Source organism: Streptomyces sp. NPDC031274 (assembly GCF_055570235.1).
The window spans coordinates 94,953-112,554 of record NZ_JBVIHP010000033.1; the positions used below are offsets into that span (position 1 = coordinate 94,953).

The 17,602-nt window shown below is 68.8% G+C and carries 15 protein-coding genes; 4 read left to right on the forward strand and 11 right to left on the reverse strand.

The window, feature by feature from the left end:
* Positions 1-45: 45 nt before the first annotated feature.
* The gene (locus tag ACZ5CR_RS37915; protein WP_468866309.1) at positions 46-3,171 is read right to left on the reverse strand and encodes an endo-alpha-N-acetylgalactosaminidase family protein; all 3,126 of its coding nucleotides are present in this window, start codon (positions 3,169-3,171) and stop codon (positions 46-48) included.
* A 315-nt stretch (positions 3,172-3,486) separates the two neighbouring features.
* On the reverse strand, positions 3,487-4,284 hold the full coding sequence (locus tag ACZ5CR_RS37920; RefSeq protein ID WP_468866311.1) for a S1 family peptidase: 798 nt from the start codon (positions 4,282-4,284) through the stop codon (positions 3,487-3,489).
* Between the two features lie 295 nt (positions 4,285-4,579).
* On the opposite strand from ACZ5CR_RS37920, the gene ACZ5CR_RS37925 reads away from it, so the two are divergent.
* A complete protein-coding gene (locus ACZ5CR_RS37925; RefSeq protein WP_468866313.1) occupies positions 4,580-5,473 on the forward strand; it encodes a hypothetical protein in 894 nt (297 codons plus the stop codon).
* Positions 5,474-5,526: 53 nt separating this feature from the next.
* Here ACZ5CR_RS37925 and ACZ5CR_RS37930 read toward each other — a convergent pair whose 3' ends face one another.
* From ACZ5CR_RS37930 to ACZ5CR_RS37940, 3 genes are all read right to left on the reverse strand, one after another.
* Positions 5,527-6,462, reverse strand: coding sequence for a pentapeptide repeat-containing protein (locus ACZ5CR_RS37930; protein ID WP_468866314.1), 936 nt, complete (start codon positions 6,460-6,462; stop codon positions 5,527-5,529).
* 132 nt (positions 6,463-6,594) lie between these two features.
* A complete protein-coding gene (locus ACZ5CR_RS37935; RefSeq protein WP_468866316.1) occupies positions 6,595-8,295 on the reverse strand; it encodes a DEAD/DEAH box helicase in 1,701 nt (566 codons plus the stop codon).
* A gap of 94 nt (positions 8,296-8,389) precedes the next feature.
* Positions 8,390-8,593, reverse strand: a complete 204-nt coding sequence (locus ACZ5CR_RS37940; RefSeq protein WP_030362889.1) for a cold-shock protein — start codon at positions 8,591-8,593, stop codon at positions 8,390-8,392.
* Between the two features lie 457 nt (positions 8,594-9,050).
* Between ACZ5CR_RS37940 and ACZ5CR_RS37945 the strand changes: the two genes are divergently transcribed.
* Positions 9,051-10,016, forward strand: a complete 966-nt coding sequence (locus tag ACZ5CR_RS37945; protein ID WP_468866318.1) for a tyrosine-protein phosphatase — start codon at positions 9,051-9,053, stop codon at positions 10,014-10,016.
* Positions 10,017-10,038: 22 nt separating this feature from the next.
* Here the strand turns inward: ACZ5CR_RS37945 and ACZ5CR_RS37950 are convergent, their stop codons facing one another.
* Positions 10,039-10,764, reverse strand: coding sequence for a vWA domain-containing protein (locus ACZ5CR_RS37950; RefSeq protein ID WP_468866320.1), 726 nt, complete (start codon positions 10,762-10,764; stop codon positions 10,039-10,041).
* A 68-nt stretch (positions 10,765-10,832) separates the two neighbouring features.
* Between ACZ5CR_RS37950 and ACZ5CR_RS37955 the strand changes: the two genes are divergently transcribed.
* Complete coding sequence (locus ACZ5CR_RS37955) at positions 10,833-11,567, forward strand: SDR family NAD(P)-dependent oxidoreductase (protein WP_468866323.1); 735 nt, start codon at positions 10,833-10,835, stop codon at positions 11,565-11,567.
* Between the two features lie 86 nt (positions 11,568-11,653).
* On the opposite strand, the gene ACZ5CR_RS37960 is transcribed toward ACZ5CR_RS37955, so the two are convergent.
* Entirely contained in the window at positions 11,654-12,754 is a 1,101-nt protein-coding gene (locus ACZ5CR_RS37960) for a hypothetical protein (protein WP_468866326.1), read from the reverse strand.
* An 18-nt stretch (positions 12,755-12,772) separates the two neighbouring features.
* Entirely contained in the window at positions 12,773-12,991 is a 219-nt protein-coding gene (locus ACZ5CR_RS37965; RefSeq protein WP_468866327.1) for a hypothetical protein, read from the reverse strand.
* 112 nt (positions 12,992-13,103) lie between these two features.
* On the opposite strand from ACZ5CR_RS37965, the gene ACZ5CR_RS37970 reads away from it, so the two are divergent.
* Positions 13,104-14,003 carry a chitosanase gene (locus ACZ5CR_RS37970; protein ID WP_468866330.1) on the forward strand — a complete coding sequence of 300 codons (900 nt, stop codon included), beginning with the start codon at positions 13,104-13,106 and terminating at the stop codon, positions 14,001-14,003.
* A gap of 25 nt (positions 14,004-14,028) precedes the next feature.
* On the opposite strand, the gene ACZ5CR_RS37975 is transcribed toward ACZ5CR_RS37970, so the two are convergent.
* Genes ACZ5CR_RS37975 through ACZ5CR_RS37985 form a run of 3 tightly spaced genes read right to left on the reverse strand, consistent with a single transcriptional unit; the run spans position 14,029 to position 17,172 of the window.
* The gene (locus ACZ5CR_RS37975) at positions 14,029-14,862 is read right to left on the reverse strand and encodes a carbohydrate ABC transporter permease (RefSeq protein WP_468866331.1); all 834 of its coding nucleotides are present in this window, start codon (positions 14,860-14,862) and stop codon (positions 14,029-14,031) included.
* Positions 14,859-15,854, reverse strand: a complete 996-nt coding sequence (locus tag ACZ5CR_RS37980; protein ID WP_468866334.1) for a carbohydrate ABC transporter permease — start codon at positions 15,852-15,854, stop codon at positions 14,859-14,861. Before ACZ5CR_RS37980 ends, ACZ5CR_RS37975 begins: the two co-directional genes overlap by 4 nt.
* Positions 15,855-15,873: 19 nt before the next feature.
* Positions 15,874-17,172: a sugar ABC transporter substrate-binding protein gene (locus tag ACZ5CR_RS37985; protein WP_468866336.1), complete on the reverse strand. Its 1,299-nt coding sequence runs from the start codon at positions 17,170-17,172 to the stop codon at positions 15,874-15,876.
* Between the last annotated feature and the right edge of the window lie 430 nt (positions 17,173-17,602).

The following is a 17,602-nucleotide window of genomic DNA, read 5'->3' on the forward strand; positions in this document are numbered from 1 at the left end:
CTCAATCGCCGGACGGGCTGAGAAATCAGCCCGTCCGGCGGAACGTCAGACCTCGCGCACCTCGAAGGCGTCAAGGACGAACTCCGCGGTGCCGTCGTCCCCGCTCTTGCGCAGCCCGACCCACGCCTCGCCCTTGGCGGGGGCGGTGAACTCATAGGTCAGGACGGTGGGTTCGGTCGCGACGGGCAGCTCCTTGCGATCGATCTCGCGGGCCGCCTCACGGGTCGCGGGCTCATCGACGGCGGTGATCCACGCGTACTGGCCCGCCTTCTCGTTCTCGTACCGGAAGGTGACGCGGTAGCGCTTGCCCGGCTCGAAGCGGGCGGTGTGCGGGACGGTGCGGTAGACGAGCCCGGTGTTCTCGCCGCGGGACTTGAGGGATTGAGTGCCGTCGATGACGTCGTCGATCGCCTTGCCGTTCCAGCCGCGCTGTGTGAACGGCGCGTGCCGTTGCGCGATGTGCGTGCGCGGGTCGGTGACGTCCCCCGCGTCGCCCTTCATGAACGGCCCCCAGCCCTGCGGCACCTGCTCGAAGTCCTCGGCGACGAGCCGCCCTCCTCCGGGGACGCCGCCACGCGTGGAGACGATGCGTACGTTGTCGAAGCGCACGCGCGCGTGGCCCGCGTCGGCCCGGAGCGTCAGCTCGGCCGGGCCACCGCCATCGGGGACGGTGAAGGGCACGGACATCCGCTGGAAGCGGGTGCCGTGCTTGCGGTCGGCCGCCACGTAGTTGCCCGCCGTGGAGGTCCGCGTCCAGTTGGCGGCGGTGACACCGTCGGCGGTGCGCACTTCCAGGGTGGCCTTGCGCTCGTCGCCGCTCTTCTCACCGACCTCGACCTGTACGGAGGCGACGTACGTTCCTGCCTTCAGGCGGCGCAGCCGCTGGCCGACGGCGGCCTTGCCGCCCGAGCCGATGACGAGTTCGTGGTCGCCGAGCTCACTGAGCGCGACAGAAACCGGTCCTGAGACCTTCCAACCCTCCAGGGAGCCGGAGTTGAAGCCCGGGTCGCGCAGGGGGGTCGCCTGCCCCCAGGCGGGGTCGGGCACCGCGGCGGCGCGCCTGCGGTAGAGGACGTAGGGCTGTTTGGCCTTGGCGTCGAGGGTCACCTTGCCGCCCCGCACCGGAACGTCGGCGACGAAGACCCGCCCTTGGTCGGTGAGCCGGTACAGCGCGACCTTGCCGAGCCCGGACCACCCGCGCGGCAGCCGCCAACTCCCCTGCCCGCCCTTGGGGTTGTAGTGATACAGCTTGCCGGGATCGGTGGCCTTGCGAGGCTCCCAGGGAAGCAGATAGCTCCCCCCGTCGTAGACGACACGGCCGTCCGTCACGATCCGCCGGACGCCTCCCGTGTCGGAGACCACGGTCCCGCTCCCCCCGGCCTCTCCGCCCTCTCCGCCCTCTCCGAAGAAACTGATCTCGTGCTCGCCCCAGGATTTGATGGGATAGGCCTGGAGATATTTGGCGGGCAGCGAATCGGTCCAGATCAGGTCATAGAAATAGGACCAGTCGGTCTTTCCGACCCACCCCTCGAAATTGCCCATGCGCGCAATGCCCAGAAGCGTCGGCCACTTGTCGGCGAAGACATCTTTCTGGTGGTTCCGGATGAAGCGGATCAGCCGGGAGTTGATGCCCCGCGAGGTATCAGGACCGTAATCCGTCTCCGTCGCCCAGTGCGACCAGACGGACGAGCGCTCGAAGCCGTGCCCCCACTCGCTGGTGACGATCCAGCCCTGCTCGCGCAGGGCTCGCTGCAGCCTGTCGGACGTCCACCCCGACTCGCGGAATACATCGATGTAGAGAGCATTGAGCGCACCATCGGCTTCGTCCCGCAGGTCGGCGAACCGCTTGATGATGTCACCGGAGACCAGGTCTCGCCGTTGGTCGATGCGGTAGCTCTGATCCAGCCAGTCCCACTGCTCATCGGCCTTGTCGACGAGCTTTTCGGAGAAAGCGTTCGCGACGGGATAGGACTCCGTGGCGTTCACATGCACACTGAAGTCGCTGTTCCACTTCTTGCCCTCCCTGACCAGGGTGTTCAAGTCGTCCAAGCCGCCCGCGCGCGTGTTGTAGTTGCCCGCGTAGTCGGGATGCGCGGAGTCGTGCCCCTCGGACTGATAGCCCTTGAGCAGCGTGTACTGCCGCAAGCCGTCGGTGGCCAGGTGGATCCGCTTGACGTTGTCGAGGGTCGCGAGGAACGGGTTCGTGGCCTGCGAGGCGAAGTTGAAAGGGATGTGCGGGACGACACGCAGATGCTGCTCGTCCGCGCCGACCGGCTTCACCATGATGTCGCGGAACGCGATGGCGGCGTCCTGCCAGTCGACCTTGCCGTCTCCGTTGCGGTCGCCGGTGATGACGACGGTGGCGTACGGAAGGGGCTCGGTGTCGCCGACGGCGGCGGTGGCCGCGCGGTGCGTCCACTGGCCGGGGACCAAGCGGGCCTCCACGTAGCCGCTCTTCCTGACGGTCTCCCGCCAGAGCCGGCCGTTGTCCCAGGTGGTTCCGGCCTCGGAGGTGGGCTTGTCGTAGACGGTGTTGGTCTCCACGGCGCCGCCCAGCGCGTCGTGCGCGACGACGGCGTAGGCGCATCCGGTGGGCGCTTGCGCGGCGGTGTCCGCGGTCAGCTTGACCTCGGTGTCCCCGCTCTTGTCCTTGTCGAGCTGGATCTTGGCGGCGAGAAGAGCGGCGCCCGGCTGATCGCTGCGTACGGAGAGAAGGGCGAGGCCGGGGATGCGGAGGGTGCCGACGCGCAGGGCGTCGGTGTCGTCGATCTCCGTCACGCGCCACTGGACCTGGCGCCCCTTGAGGGCGATCTCGACGGTGACGGTGGTGCCGCCGCCGAGGGTGAGGACGTACTCGACCCGGTTGGCTCCGGCGGTCGCCGTCACCTTCGGGGTGTGCGTCTTGTCGTCCACCAGGAGCGTGGTGACGGTCTCCGACTGGGCGTGCAGGACCGCTTTGCTGGCGCGGTCCGTGTACGAGATGACGCGGGGGAAGTCGGTGGCGACGCGCACGTCGAGGTCGGCGGAGCGCAGGACGGCTTCGCCCGGCGCGGCTGTCCTTGCCGCGGCGGAGGCGGCTGAGCCGAGGCCGACGGCGGCTCCGACGCCGGCCAGCGCGCCCGTGGCGACTACGACTCTGCGGCTCGGCCCTGACGTGTCTGACGGCTGCATGGCACCCCTCCGTGGAACGGATCTCGGTGCGGTCACCCTGCGCCGGGAGGGTCTTGCACGCCCATGGACAAAGGGGAGGCAGGTCTTGGACTAACGGGGTTCCCTTGCCGGGGGCTTGAGCGGTGGGGGTGCCTTGCCGGGGGCCTGAACGGTGGAGGTGCCTGCCGGGGGCTTGAACGGTGGGGTTCCCGTGCCGGTGCCGAACAAGCCTCTACCGCCCACCCGCCCACTTGCCACCCACCGGCACACGGCGAGGACGGACATAACAGCGCGGCCCCGCCCCACAACCGGAGCGAGGCCGCGCCCAGCGACGCGTCAGAGGGACGACGCCGCCTTCTCTATGTCAGTGGAGAACGTCGACACCTCGGTGTAGACCCCGGGGAACTTGGGGCGCGCGCACCCGTTGCCCCAGCTGACGATGCCGACCTGGACGTACTCCCCGGCCTCGTCCTTGCGGAACATGGGGCCGCCGGAGTCACCCTGGCAGGTGTCCGTGCCGCCCTCCGCCAGCTTGCCGGCGCAGAGCTCCTCGCCGGGCGTGAGGTCGCCGCCGTACGCGGCCTCGCAGTCCGCGTCGCTCACGAACGGAACCGTCGCCTTGAGCAGGTAGCGCTGCTGGTCGCCACCCTCCTTGTCGGCTCCCCAACCGGCGATGGTGAAGTCGCCCTCGTTGAGCTTGTCGTCCTTGGCGATCTTCAGCGTGGGTTGGTCGATCGGCTTGGCGAGCTTGATGAGCGCCCAGTCCTTGCCCTTGCCGTCGTAACCCGGCGCCTGCAGGACCTTCGTGGACTTGACGCTGACCGCGTCCGAGCTCTCCAGGTCCACGACACCACCGGTGGCGGTGATGCTCGTGTTGTCGCCCGAACCGTCCACACAGTGGGCGGCGGTCAGCACGATGTCCTTGGCGTACAGCGCGCCGCCACAGCCCATCGACAGACGGACCATGAACGGGAATTCGCCCTGCTCGGCGGGGGTACCGCCGACCACGCGCTCACCCGGGGTGGGGCCGGGGTGCGGGGCCGCGGAGGCGGCGACGGGCTGGAGACTGACGGCGGCGAGGGCGATGGCACCGAGGGTGGCGGCTCTCTTGACTCCACGCAGCTTGGTGTTCAACGGGCTTCCCTTCGTGGGGGGTTCGTGGGGGGTTGCACGCGTTCACGGCCCCACTCCCTCCCCGCGCAAGCACGAGGATGGCATGAGCCCGCCAATGCGTTGTTGCGGATTATGGAGATCAGTGTCCGCATAGAGCAAGGGGCGGTTTTCGGCCACGGGCCCGCGCCCGGGCTGGTTCCGGATACGGGAGCGCGCCCTGGCACGCGCCGTACAGTGGAACCGAGTTGAGGCGAATCGCGGCAACTCGATACAAGCTGAGACGACACGAACCGTCTCATTCTTGGGGGGTGCGGACGTGACGGACGGCGGCCCGGTGGTGCACGGCTACCCCCATCTGGAGACGGTGCGCTCCGCGATCACCGCGCTCTACAAACGCCTCTCGTACGACGGCGTCCACACCTTCGACACCAGCATCGCCTCCGCCGACGTCGCCTTCTCCGACCAGGAAGATCTTCATCTGGGCGTGCAGCGGGTGGCCCGCGAGATGGTGCGGCACCTCCGCCTCCCGGACGCCCGCATGATCGTCAGCTTCCGCGAGATGGAACACGCGGCGTACATCGAACTCGCCGCCGGACCCGAGTACTTCATCGAACTGAACGACCGGTTCCGTACGCACCGCAGGGACATCGGCGCCGCCCTCGCCCACGAGGTCATGCACGTGTATCTGCACCGGCTCGATCTGGCGTTCCCCGGCACACGCGACAACGAGATCCTCACGGATACCGCCACCACCTATCTGGGTGCGGGTTGGCTCCTCCTGGACGCCTATCGGGAGGACGGCGCCTCGTCGCAGAAGCTCGGGTACCTGACGCCGGAGGAGTTCGGGTACGTACTCGCCAAGCGGGCCATCGCCTTCGGTGAGGCGCCGGAGACGTGGTTCACCAGCGCGCAGGCGTACACCGCCTATACGAAGGGGCTCGCGCAGGCCCGCCTCGACGAGCAGCAGCCACCGCTGACGGCCGCGGGGTGGACGGGGCGGCGGCGGTACGCGAAGGATCGGCGGTATGCGCTGACGCACGGCTCCGGTGGGGCGGGGACGTACTCGTTCTCCCGTGTGTCAGGCGGGGCCGCGCCGCTGCGGGTCTCGTTCCCGTGCCCCACTTGCCGGCAGCGGATCCGGTTGCCTGCCCGGGGGCGGATGCGGGCGCGGTGCACGCTGTGCCGGACGGTGCTGGAGTGCGACACGTAAGGGTGGCGACACGGAAGGGCGCGGCGACCCGTAAAGGTGCGGGCCCGTCCTGGCTACCCCTGGCCCCAGTGCGCGGGGCGTGTCAGGGACGGGGGAAGTGTCGTCTCTGCGTCCCCCGTCGCCGCGTTGACCTGCGACTGGGTCAGGAAGAGGCTGCCGGTGAGGTCAGCGCCGCGCAGATCCGTGTCCCGGAAGTCCGCGCCGATCAGGTCGGCCTGGCGGAGGTCGGCGCCACGAAGATCCGCGGCGATGAGACAGGCACCGCGAAGGGTGACGCCTCGGAGGTCGGCGCCCTTGAGGCGGGCACCGAACAGATCAGCTCCCCTGCGGTCCTTCTTCTTCTGATTCTTCTGCTGCTGGTTCTTCTGGTTCTTCTGGTTGTTCTGGTTCTTCTGGTGAATGTCCGCGCGTACGAGTTCGCTGGTGCGCAGAAGGAGGACGTTGACGTCCTCACGGTGTGCGGCCACGTCCGTCTCGGCCACGGCCGCGGGGGCGCCTTGGGTGAGCTGCTCGGTCGCGTCCAGCGCACGCTGGAGCTCGGCCCTGATCGGGCGGGCCTGCGGCAGGGCGAGCGCCTCCGTCAAGTACCAGAGCAGTTCGTGGAGTTGGCGCATCACCGGGAACACGTCGAACATCTGGCGGGCGGCGTCGGGGTTCTGCCGCCAGTCGGTTCCACCGTAGGTGACCTGTGAGACCTTCTGCCCGGCGCCGAAGCAGTCATAGACCGTGCAGCCCGAGAAGCCCTTCTGACGCAGGTTCTGGTGGATGCCGCAGCGGAAGTCCTGCTTGAGGTTGGCGCAGGGGGTGCCGGCCGCCTTGTCGACGGGGAAGTCCGAGGACTTGGAGAGAGTGAGGGCCACGCAACAGAGCCCGAAGCAACTGCCGCAGTCTGCCCGCAGATCCTGCCGATCGCCGTCGCTGCCATCGCCTTCGTCACCGACCAGGGGCAGCAACTGACGCTGACGCGACTGGGGTTGCTTCTCGGGCATCAGGGCCTCCCTCGGACTCTGTCAGGTGTGGCAATCAGGCGGGCGGGTGAGACGCACACGACGCCCGCCCCCCGGCGGCAGGGAACAACACCCCGCCACCGGGCACCCGCACTACTACCATCCGGCCTACGACTACGCCGCCCGGCGCGCCCCGCCCCCGCTGGGACGGCCGCCACCGCCACGCCGCGCACGGCCACCACCGGCACCGCCGCCCGCGGAAGGCCGACCGCCACCGGCACCGCCGCCCGCGGAGGGCCGACCGCCACCAGTGCCGCCACCGGCGGAAGAGCGACCGCCGCCCTGGGACTGGGACCTGGACTGCCCCTGACCGCCCTGGCCACCCTGGCCGCCTTGCGACTGCCCCTGGGACCGGCCCCGGCGCTGACCCTGGCCACCGCCGCCCCCGCCCTGTCCGGCGGGACGCCCCCGCCGGGCACGCTGCGGCGAAGCCTGCTGCTGCTGGGGGACCTCGATGACCACCGGCACCCCGGAGGGCTCACGCGCACCGGTGATGCGGACGAGCTCCTCGTCCGTGGACTTCACTCGCGCCGTCTTCGGGCTGATCTCCGCGTCGGACATCAGACGCGCCATCTCCCGCTTCTCGTCCGGCAGGACGAGCGTGACGACACTGCCCGACTCCCCCGCCCGCGCGGTACGCCCGCCACGGTGGAGGTAGTCCTTGTGATCGGTGGGCGGGTCGATGTTCACGACCAGGTCGAGGTCGTCGACGTGGATGCCGCGGGCCGCCACGTTGGTGGCGACGAGCGCGGTGACCTGCCCGGTCTTGAACTGGTCCAGGGTCCGGTTGCGCTGCGGCTGCGAACGGCCGCCGTGCAGCCCGGACGCCCGTACACCGTTGGCGAGGAGCCGCTTGGTGAAGCGGTCCACCGCGCGCTTGGTGTCGAGGAACATGATCACCCGGCCCTCACGGGCGGCGATGCGCAGGGCGACGGCCTTCTTGTCGGTCTCGTCCGCCACGTACAGAAGGTGGTGCTCCATCGTCGTCACGGCGCCCGCGGACGGGTCGACCGAGTGCACGACCGGGTCCGTCAGGAACATCCGGACCAGACGGTCGATGTTCTTGTCGAGCGTGGCGGAGAACAGCATGGTCTGGCCACCCTGCTCGACCTGCTTCAGGAGCGCGGTGACCTGCGGCATGAAGCCCATGTCGGCCATCTGGTCGGCCTCGTCGAGGACCGTCGTCCGCACCTGCGAGAGATCGGCGTCGCCGCGCTCGATGAGGTCCTTCAGACGCCCGGGGGTCGCCACCATGATCTCGGCGCCGCGGCGGAGCGTGCCCGCCTGCTTGGCGATGGAGAGGCCGCCGACGACCGTCGACATGCGGAGGTTCACGGAGGTGGCGTACGGCGTCAGCGCGTCCGTCACCTGCTGCGCCAGCTCACGCGTGGGGACCAGGACCAGGGCGAGAGGGGAGCGCGGCTCGGCGCGGCGGCCCGCGGTGCGGGCGAGGAGCGCGAGGCCGAAGGCGAGGGTCTTGCCGGAGCCGGTGCGGCCACGGCCGAGGATGTCGCGGCCCGCGAGGGAGTTGGGGAGCGTGGCTGCCTGGATCGGGAAGGGCTCGGTCACGCCCTGTGCGGCCAGTGTCTTCAGCAGAGCCTCTGGCATGTCAAGGTCGGCGAACGCCTCGACCGAGGGCAGCGCGGGCGTGATGCTCTCGGGCAGCGCGAACTCGCCCCCCACCGGCCTCGGCTTGGCGCGGCCGGTCTTCTTCGCGGCGCCCCTCGCCTGGCCGCCGCCGGCCACCGGGGCCTTTCCGCGTGCGTTCGTGGAGCGCCCGCGGGCAGGACGTGCGGGGCGGTCGGAGCGATTCATACGGAAATGCCTTCCTGGGCCTGGTGACAGCACAAGCCGGGGCCCGCACCTATCCGGTGCGGGCCCCGGCTATGAGGTTCGCGTGCTACGACGATCAGGCGGGAACGATGTTCTCCGCCTGCAGGCCCTTCTGGCCCTGCGTGACCTCGAAGGAGACCTTCTGGCCCTCGAGGAGCTCACGGAAGCCGGAGGACGCGATGTTCGAGTAGTGGGCGAAGACGTCGGGGCCGCCGCCGTCCTGCTCGATGAAGCCGAAGCCCTTTTCCGAGTTGAACCACTTAACGGTGCCGGTTGCCATGTCAATCTCCTCAACAGGGGCAGAGTAAGGAAAACCACGGAATTGTGGATTCCAAGCGCTGCAATGACCCCCATCCCGGAGAGACCGGAAAAAAACAATAATGTGCCTTCGGAGCATTCCCGTCAGGCGTACATAAAGTTCATGGGTACCAAAACTGCGACGCATAAGCCTAACACGGACGAGGGACCCCTCGTATCGGGGTCCCCACTGACCGCACGGGACAGGGTCGCCGCCCTTACTCCACTCGCCGCACCGCCGGACAGGCGCACCGGTCGCCGCACCGCCGGGGCGGGGGCGCCACTCGCCGCACCGGCCGGGCAGGGGCGTCGGGACACCCGACCCAGATACCTGCCGCACACACCTTCCTCCTGTCGGGGCACCCCGCTACCTTCAACCAAACAATCGCTTGGTTGAACGACGCGTGGCCATGGCGACCGCTACGGAGGAAGGCGGCCCGATGCGCATCACCCGTACACGTACGACGGTCGGAGTCGCGGTCTGCGCGCTCGCTCTGGGCACCCTGCCCGCCTGGGCGGCGGAGGCCGGACCCGCCGCACCCGAGCACGGCACAGCGCGGCACGGCACAGCGCAGCACGCCCCGCACCACTCCTTTCGCCCCGCATCCGACGGCGTACACCGGATACCTCTCCAGGGCGCCGTCAACGTAAGAGACGTCGGCGGTCATCGCACCTACGACGGCGGGCGGGTCCGCTACGGCCAGGTCTTCCGCGCCGACGCCCTGGCCAAGCTCACCGACGCCGACGTGGCCACCCTCGCCGGGCTCGGCCTGAAGAAGGTCGTCGACTTCCGGGTTCCGGCCGAGGTCCAGTACGACGGGCCCGACCGGCTGCCCGCCGGGCTCGCCCCGACGTCCCGGGCCATCAGCGACAACGGTCTCTTCACGACGCTGATGACCGCGATCGGCTCCAAGGACCCGGTCAAGCAGGAGGAGATGCTGGGCAACGGCAAGGCGGACGCCTTCATGCGTGACGTCTACCGCACCTTCGTCACCGACGCCGCGAACCGGGCGCAGTTCGCGGCGACCCTGCGTGACATCGCTCACGGCGGCAGGAAATCGCCGCTGCTCTACCACTGCACGGCCGGCAAGGACCGTACCGGCTGGACCAGTTATCTGCTGCTGCGCGCCGTCGGTGTCCCCGAGCGCACCGTCGTGGGCGACTTCCTGGCGTCCAACACCTACCGGGCGGCGTACGACGCGAAGGTGCGCGAGGGCCTCAAGCAGAGCGGCCTGATGCAGAACCCGGATCTGCTGATCCCGCTCCAGGAGGTCCGCACCGGCTATCTGGAGGCGGCGCTCGCCCAGGTGAAGGAGGAGTACGGAAGCCTCGACGGCTACCTGAGGAAGGGACTCGGACTTGATACGCGGACGGTTCTCGCGCTGCGGATGCGGATGGTCGGCTGAGCCGCTCCCCGGGGCACGGAGGTCACGTGGCCACGATGCCCTGCGCCCGCGCCGCCGCGAGCCAGGTCGGGAACTCGCCGAGGAGTTGGTCGTACAGGTGGTCGTCCGGGACCTTGTGGGGCTTCTTCCCGGCGTGGAAGAAGCCCGCGTTGTCGACGACGCGGGCGGCGGGGACGGCGAGTTCGTCGAGCTTGCGGAGGTAGTCGAACTGCGGGCTCTTCTCGTGGCCGAAGCCGATGAACTGCCAGAAGAGCGGGAGACGCGCCGCCTTGCAGAGGTACCGCTCGGCGGCGCTCTTGCTGGTGGGGCCGCCGTCGGTCTGGAAGACGACCAGGGCAGGAGCGGTGGATCCGCTGTCCATGTAGTGGTCGATCACGGCGTCCATCGCCACGTGGTAGTTGGTCAGGCCCATGCGGCCGAGCCCCTCGACGATCTCGTCGATCCTGCCGTGGTGGCGGTCGAGCGAGATCTCCGTGACGGCGTCGACATCCGTGGAGAAGAAGACCGTGGGCACGATGCCGTCGTCGTCGAGGTGCGCGGACAGGCCAAGCACGCGCTCGGCGAGGGCCTGGACGCTGCCCTTCCTGTAGTACGACCGCATGGAGCCGGAGTGGTCGACGACGAGATAGACGGCGGCGCGCATGCCCTCGAGGCCGTGCTTGCGCAGGCTCACTCCGGCGGACTTGTAGAGGCTGACCAGGGCGGGCGCCGTCTCCTCCACCTTGCGCAGGCTGATCGCCGGTTCCACGTTCCGCTCCGTTCTCCCGCCCCGTTCCAGTGGGCCGAGGGTACGGGGCACGCTGACGGAGGCGTGAAGTGATCTCTTACGGGCTCGGGGAGAAGGTCGTACTGATCACCGGTGCGGGCCGGGGTCAGGGGGCGGCCGAGGCGCGGCTCTTCGCGGAGGCCGGGGCGCGGGTCGTGATCACGGATGTGCGGGAGGAGGAGGGGCGGGGCGTCGCCAAGTCCCTGGGCGATCAGGGCCTGTTCGTACGTCATGACGTCACGGAGGCGGAGAGCTGGTCGTCGGCCGTGGCGGCGGGGGTGGAGGCCTTCGGCCGCCTGGACGCGCTCGTCAACAACGCCGCGCTGTGGCGGACGGCGTCCGTGGAGAACGAGACGTACGAGAACTTCGATGCTCTGATCCGGGTCAATCTGCTCGGCCCGTTCCTGGGTATCCAGGCTGTGCTGCCCGCGCTGCGGGAGGCGGGTGGGGGGTCGATCGTGAACGTATCGTCGACGGCTGGGCTCGTGGGGATACGGGGGCATGCGGCTTACGGGTCGACGAAGTTCGGGTTGCGGGGCCTGACCCGGTCCTCGGCCCTTGACCTGGCGCGGTACGGGGTGCGGGTCAACTCCGTGCATCCGGGGGCGATCGACACGCCGATGATCTCCACGGCCTCCGCCGGGCGGGACTGGTCCCATCTGCCGCTCGGCCGGATGGGGAGGCCCGAGGAGGTCGGGGAGCTGATTCTCTTCCTTGCCTCGGAGGCGTCGTCGTACATCACGGGGGCGGAGTTCGCGGTGGACGGCGGGTCGACGGCGGGGTGAGGTCGGGGTGAGGTCGGGGTGAGGTCGAGGCGTTCCCCGCGGGGCCCCCGCGGGGCCCCCGCGGGGCGCTCCTACCCCGCTCGCTCCTACTCCGCTCGCTCCTGAAACGCCGGCAACTCGAAGATCCGCGTCTTGGCGTCATCGTTCATCAACTCGACCAGGGGCATGACCAGTTCCCACAGGTCCTGTTTGTCGACCTCCAGGGCGAGCGCGTCCAGGTCGGGCGCGGGCAGCGCCCCCGCCGAGTCGGCGACGACCTTGCGGGACTCCTCCGGCAGCGCGTCCACCAGCGGCAGGAACTCCGCCCACAGGCCGGTCACCACGACCGCCCGCACGACCCCGCCGAGCACCGCCGCGTCCCGCAGGGACGGAAGCACGGCGACCGCCCGCCGCTCCTCCTCGCCAAGCAGTGCGACCAGGGGCAGCAGCGACTCCCACAGGTCCTGTTCGCTCACCGTCACGACCAGGGAATCCAGCTCGTCCGGCGGCCGTGCGGCGGCGAGCGAGGCGATACGAGCCCGCTGCTCCCCCGTCACCATCCCGGCGACGGCAAGCGCCTCGGGCCACAGCCCCTCCCCCGACGCCGACGCGATGACTGACGCGAGCCGCTGCGCGCCCATCAACTCGATGATCTGACCGAGCCGTTGGGGTACGTCGATCGTGAAGCCGGTCCGCAGGACCGTGGCGTCGTCCACCTGCGGCAGGATCCGGCTCAGCGCCGAGTCCCGCAGGTGTCCGACGAACCGGCCCATCGTCAGATGGTCGCCCCGCTCGGCGAGCGCCACCGCGATCCGCACCACCAGGCCCTCGTCGAGCCGGTCGACGATGCCCTTGATCCGGCGCGGGTCGAGATGCCCGCACGACTCCGCCGTGAACGACACCGGCAGCTTCTCGATGATGTCCGCGGCCCGCGCCGGTTCGAGGCGCCCTGCGACCCCGGCGGCGAGGCGCGGACCCAGTGCCTTCTGCGAGATCGCGGCGGCGACCCCGGCAGGCACCAGCTTCGTCGCGGACGCGATCCGGTCGAGCATCTCGGGCGTACGGTCGAAGAGCTCCGCGACGCAGCTCTCGCGGAAGCGGCGTACGTCCTCGACGGGAAGTGTCCTCAGGAAGGCGAGCGCGTCCGGCTCGACGTCGAGCAGACGCGCGATCTTCAGGGTCTCCGCCCTGCTCCGCAGCTTGTCCATGGCCTGCCCCTCCCTCCCCTATCGGAACAGAATGCGGCGTACGGGGCCCCGTGCCAGTGCGGGCACGAGCTTGAGCGCCTCCTCGGCGGCCTCGTTCAGGCCCGACGCCCGGCTCTCCCGTTCGCGTTTCAGCGCGTCGGCGAGCAGAGCGAGCTGCTCGGGCGCCAACTGCCCGAAGGATTCCGGTGGTTCGTCCCGCAGCTCCTTGCTCAGCTGCTCCCGCGCTTCGGTGCTCATAGGGCCTCCCATGACCGGTCTGGCTCCAGAGACTGATGCGATATTGACTATTAGTCAATAGAGCCGGATCCGGAAGGCGCGCTACCGCTCAACCGCACGTAATCTTGTGCGAATGAAACGTGCAGGCCTCCTTCTTCTCGCCGTCGCCCCGGTCGCCACGGTCGCCGTCTACTTCCTGGGCGGGGACTCGGACAAGGGCGGCTCCGGGGCCGACCAGAAGGCGCCCGGCACCCACCGGCCCTACGACGACGACAAGTCGGCGGCCGAGATCAAGGCCGACGACGAGCTGATCGCGGACCTGCCCCCGGGTCTCGCGGCGCCCGCCAAGAAGGAGTTGGCCCAGCAGCTGATAGCCAGCGCGGAGAACTCCACGCTGAACTGGCGCGGGCAGTACGGCTATATAGAGGACATCGACGACGACCACGGCTACACCGCAGGGATCATCGGCTTCTGCACCGGCACGCACGACCTGCTCACCCTCGTCGAGCGGTACACGAAGGACCACCCGGACAACGGCCTGGCCCGCTACCTGCCCGCCCTGCGCAAGGTCGACGGCAGCGACTCGCACGAGGGGCTCGACCCCGGCTTCACCAAGGCATGGAAGGCGGAGGCCGACGAACCCGCCTTCCGCAAGGCCCAGAACAGCGCGCGCGACCGCATCTACTTCGACCCAGCCGTCCGCCTCGCCAAGCTCGACGGGCTCGGCACGCTGGGGCAGTTCATCTACTACGACGCGATGGTCCTGCACGGCCCCGGAACCGGACCGCGCGGCTTCTACGGCCTGCGCGAGGCGACGCTGAAGGAGGCGAACACGCCCGCGCAGGGCGGCAAGGAGAAGGCGTACCTCGACATCTTCCTGGACATCCGCCGCGCGGCGATGAAGTCCGAGAAGGCGCACCGCGACACGACGCGCGTGGACACGGCGCAGCGGGAGTTCCTCTACGACGGCAATCTGGGCCTGAAGACGCCGCTGACGTGGAAGGTGTACGGGGAGACGTTCAGGGTTCCGTAGCCCCCCCCCGAACGCCTCCCCGATCTCAGCCCTTGACGGCTCCGGCCGCCAGGCCCGAGCCGAGCTTCCGGTGGACGATCACGAAGAAGATCATCACCGGCACGGTGACCAGCGTGGAGCTGGCCATGACCGGGCCCCAGGCCGTGGAGTTCTCGCCGAAGAACTGGTAAATGCCCACGGCGGCCGTGTACTTGTCGCTGCCCTTCATGAAGGTGTACGCGAAGACGAACTCGTTCCACGCCGTGATGAAGGCGAAGATCGAGGTCGCCACGAGTCCCGGCGCCACCAGCGGAAGCAGCACCGACCTGAACATCCGGAACCAGGACGCCCCGTCGATGTACGCCGCCTCCTCGACCTCCTTGGGCACGGTCTGGACGAACCCGCGCAGGGTCCAGATCGCGAAGGGGAGCGAGAGCGCGATGTAGACGATCGTCAGACCGATCAGCGAGTTGAGCATCTCGTAGTCCCGCATCTGGATGAAGAGCGGGATGACGAGCGCCTCCAGGGGCACCATCTGCACGATCAGGACCATGATCAGTACGGAGGTGCGGAACCGGAACTTGAAGCGGGCCACCGCGATCGCCGCGAAGAGCGAGAGCACCCCGGCTGCCAGGATCGTGCCGAAGCCGACGAGCGCCGAGTTCAGCAGGTACGTACCGAAGTTGCCCTTCTCGAACACGTAGGTGAAGTGCTCGAAGCTGATGCCGCTCGGCAGCACGTCCGAACCGCGGGTGACCGCCTTCGGGTCGAGTGCCGTGGAGATCATCCAGTACACGGGGAAGAGCGTGAAGAGCAGCAGCGCGGCGACCGCCACGGGCAGGCCGATGCGTGCGGCGGGTGTGGTGCGGCGGGCGCTCACAGGTCCTCCTCCCCCTGCCGGAACAGCGTGCGGATGTAGACGATCGTGATGGCGAGGAGCAGCAGGGTGAGCAGAACCGCGGCTGCCGCGCCCGTGCCGTAGTCGTTCTTGGCGAAGGCCTGGATGTACGAGAAGACGCCGAGGTTGTAGACCTCTTCGTTGGCGCCGTCGCCTCCCGGCATCAGATAGATCTGGGTGAAGACCTTGAAGTCCCAGATGGTGGAGAGGATGGTCACCACGAGGAAGACCGGCTTGATCGTCGGCAGCGTGATCTTCCAGAACCGCTGCCAGGCGTTGGCGCCGTCCAGCTCCCCCGCTTCGTAGAGCTCCTTGGGGATCGTCATCAGGCCCGCGAGAACGGTGATGGCGACGAACGGGAAGCCGTGGTGGACGACGTTCAGGGTCGCGATCGCGTAGAACGGGCCGCGCTCGGTGAACCAGTTGCTGGTCTCGGGATCGATGAGCCCCATCGATCCCGCGATCTGACTGACCATGCCGTCCTGCGGCTGGAAGAGCCAGATCCAGACGTACGTCCCTGTCACGGCGGGCATCGCCCAGGCCGCGAGGATCGCGATGGAGCAGATCAACCGCCAGATCGGACCGAGGCGGTTGAGCAGCAGCGCGACGAGCGTGCCGAGGGCGACGGTGAGACCGACGCAGGCGATCGCGAAGAACGCCGTGTTGGGCAGGACCGTCTTCCACAGGAGTCCGCTGCCGAGCAGGTCGGTGTAGTGGTCGAATCCGGTGTACGTGCCCACTCCGCCGCCGAATTTGACGACGTAGTCCTGCATCGAGAGCTTGACGACCTGGATCAGCGGCCAGAGCAGCAGGCCCGCGAGGACCAGGAGGGAGGGCGCGAGGAGCAGCCACGGCCGGGTGAGGCCGACCAGCTTCTTCTTGCGGAGGGCTGCTTCGTGTTCCGGTCGGGTGGCGGGGCGGCGGCGGGCCGTGGTGTCTTCCTCCGGTCCGCCGCCGACAAGCGTGTCTTTCACAGTGCCGACTCGCCCCTGCCTACTTGTCCTTGGCGAAGATAGCGTCCATGTCCTTGGCTGCCTTGTCCGCCGCCTCCTGGACGGAGGACTTGCCGGTCAGGATGGACTGCACCATGCCGGGGATGACCTTGGAGGCCTGGATCTCGCCGTACGCCTTGGTCTTGGGGACGGTCGCGCCGGCTTCCAGCATCTGCTTGGCGAAGGGCTCGACCAGCGGGTCCTTCTTCGCCTCGATCTTCTTCAGCTCGGAGTTCTGACCCGGGAAGTAGTTGGTGTCCTCGGCCCACTTGGCCGCGAAGTCACCCGTGGTCAGCATCTTCACGAACTCCCAGGCGAGGTCCTTCTTGTCCGTGTCGAACGTGGACAGGTAGGAGCCGCCGAGGAACGACTTGCTCATGCCGCCGTTCTCGCCGGGGATCGGCACGGCGGCGAGCTTGCCCTTGAGGTCCGGGTTTGCCTCGACGATGGCCTTGGGGGTCCAGTTGCCGCCGACGGCCATGGAGATCTGGCCCTTGTTCCAGGCGTCGCCGACCTCCTTCTCCGTCCAGGTGTTGACCTTGGCCGGGGAGACCTTGTCCTTGGTGGCGAGCCCGGTGTAGAACTCGATGCCCTTGACGGCCTCAGGGGAGTTGATGCCGGACTTCCACGTGCCGCCCTGCTCGGTGGCGAGTTCGCCCCCGGCGCCCCAGATGAAGGGGGTGGCGAACATTTCGGCGCCGCCCGCGACCGGGAAGGGGATCATCCCGGGCTCCTTGTCCTTCAGCGTCTTCGCCGCGGACTGAAGCTCCTTCCAGGTGGTGGGCGCCTTCAGGTTGTGCTTCTCGAAGATGTCCTTGCGGTAGACGATGCTGCGTACGCCCGCGTACCAGGGCATGCCGTACTGCTTGCCGTCCAGCGTGCCCGCGTCCTTGAGGCCCTCGACGAGGTCGTCGTTGAGCCCGGACTCCTTGACCTTGTCCGTCACGTCGACGAGACCGCCGGTCTCGGCGAACTGCGGCACCCAGGTCGTACCGACCTCGGCCACGTCGGGGACCTGGTCCTCGCCGCCTTCGATGGCGGTGGTGAACTTCTTCTGCGCGGTGGCCCACTGCTGGTACTCGACGTGGATCTTGGCACCGGTCTTCTTCTCGAAGGCCTTGCCCGCCTCGTTGAAGAAGGGTCTGGCGTCGGGGTTGGTCCCCTCCATGATCCATACGGTGAGGGTCTTGCCCTTGCCGTCGGTGGCGTCGCCGCCGTCGCTCCCGTCATCGCTGCCGCATGCCGTCGCGGTCAGTCCGAGCGTCATGGCGATACCTGCCGCGATGACCCGTCGCTTCATACCGGCCCCCTCATGGGTTCGTGCTGTGTCCTGCGCCGACCGTTGTTGTGGAGTGATTGTGGCCACACGAGCTGCAAGCGGTCTAGACCCATCTGGGCCCGCTGCCGAACCGTAATGAGCATTGCGTCGAGCGCAATGCACAACGCGTGTTGCGCGGAACGCAACGGCTCTGGGGTCTGTCTGGGTCTCTGGGCGCGGTCAGGTGGGGTCAGGTGGGGTCAGGTGGGGTCAGGTGGGGTCAGGTGGGGTGACGGGGTGGCGGGGTGACGGGGTGGCGGGGTGGCGGTCCGGGGCTTTGGTGGGCCTGGGGTGTGGGGGTTGCCGTTTGGGGAGTGGTGGTGGGCCGGTGTTGGTGGGGTTGCCGGGGCCGTCCGGTGGTCCGGAGTTTGGCGGTTACGGGCCGGGCGTCAAGGGCGCTCCTACGTCGCGT

Excerpts from the sequence above, each read along its gene's own strand:
- ACZ5CR_RS37935 (WP_468866316.1), bottom strand. The coding sequence starts at position 8,295 with ATGAATCGCTCCGACCGCCCCGCACGTCCTGCCCGCGGGCGCTCCACG.
- ACZ5CR_RS37915 (WP_468866309.1), bottom strand. The coding sequence starts at position 3,171 with ATGCAGCCGTCAGACACGTCAGGGCCGAGCCGCAGAGTCGTAGTCGCC.
- ACZ5CR_RS37960 (WP_468866326.1), bottom strand. The coding sequence starts at position 12,754 with ATGGACAAGCTGCGGAGCAGGGCGGAGACCCTGAAGATCGCGCGTCTG.
- ACZ5CR_RS37930 (WP_468866314.1), bottom strand. The coding sequence starts at position 6,462 with ATGCCCGAGAAGCAACCCCAGTCGCGTCAGCGTCAGTTGCTGCCCCTG.
- ACZ5CR_RS37985 (WP_468866336.1), bottom strand. The coding sequence starts at position 17,172 with ATGAAGCGACGGGTCATCGCGGCAGGTATCGCCATGACGCTCGGACTG.
- ACZ5CR_RS37965 (WP_468866327.1), bottom strand. The coding sequence starts at position 12,991 with ATGAGCACCGAAGCGCGGGAGCAGCTGAGCAAGGAGCTGCGGGACGAA.
- ACZ5CR_RS37940 (WP_030362889.1), bottom strand. The coding sequence starts at position 8,593 with ATGGCAACCGGCACCGTTAAGTGGTTCAACTCGGAAAAGGGCTTCGGC.
- ACZ5CR_RS37970 (WP_468866330.1), top strand. The coding sequence starts at position 13,104 with ATGAAACGTGCAGGCCTCCTTCTTCTCGCCGTCGCCCCGGTCGCCACG.
- ACZ5CR_RS37945 (WP_468866318.1), top strand. The coding sequence starts at position 9,051 with ATGCGCATCACCCGTACACGTACGACGGTCGGAGTCGCGGTCTGCGCG.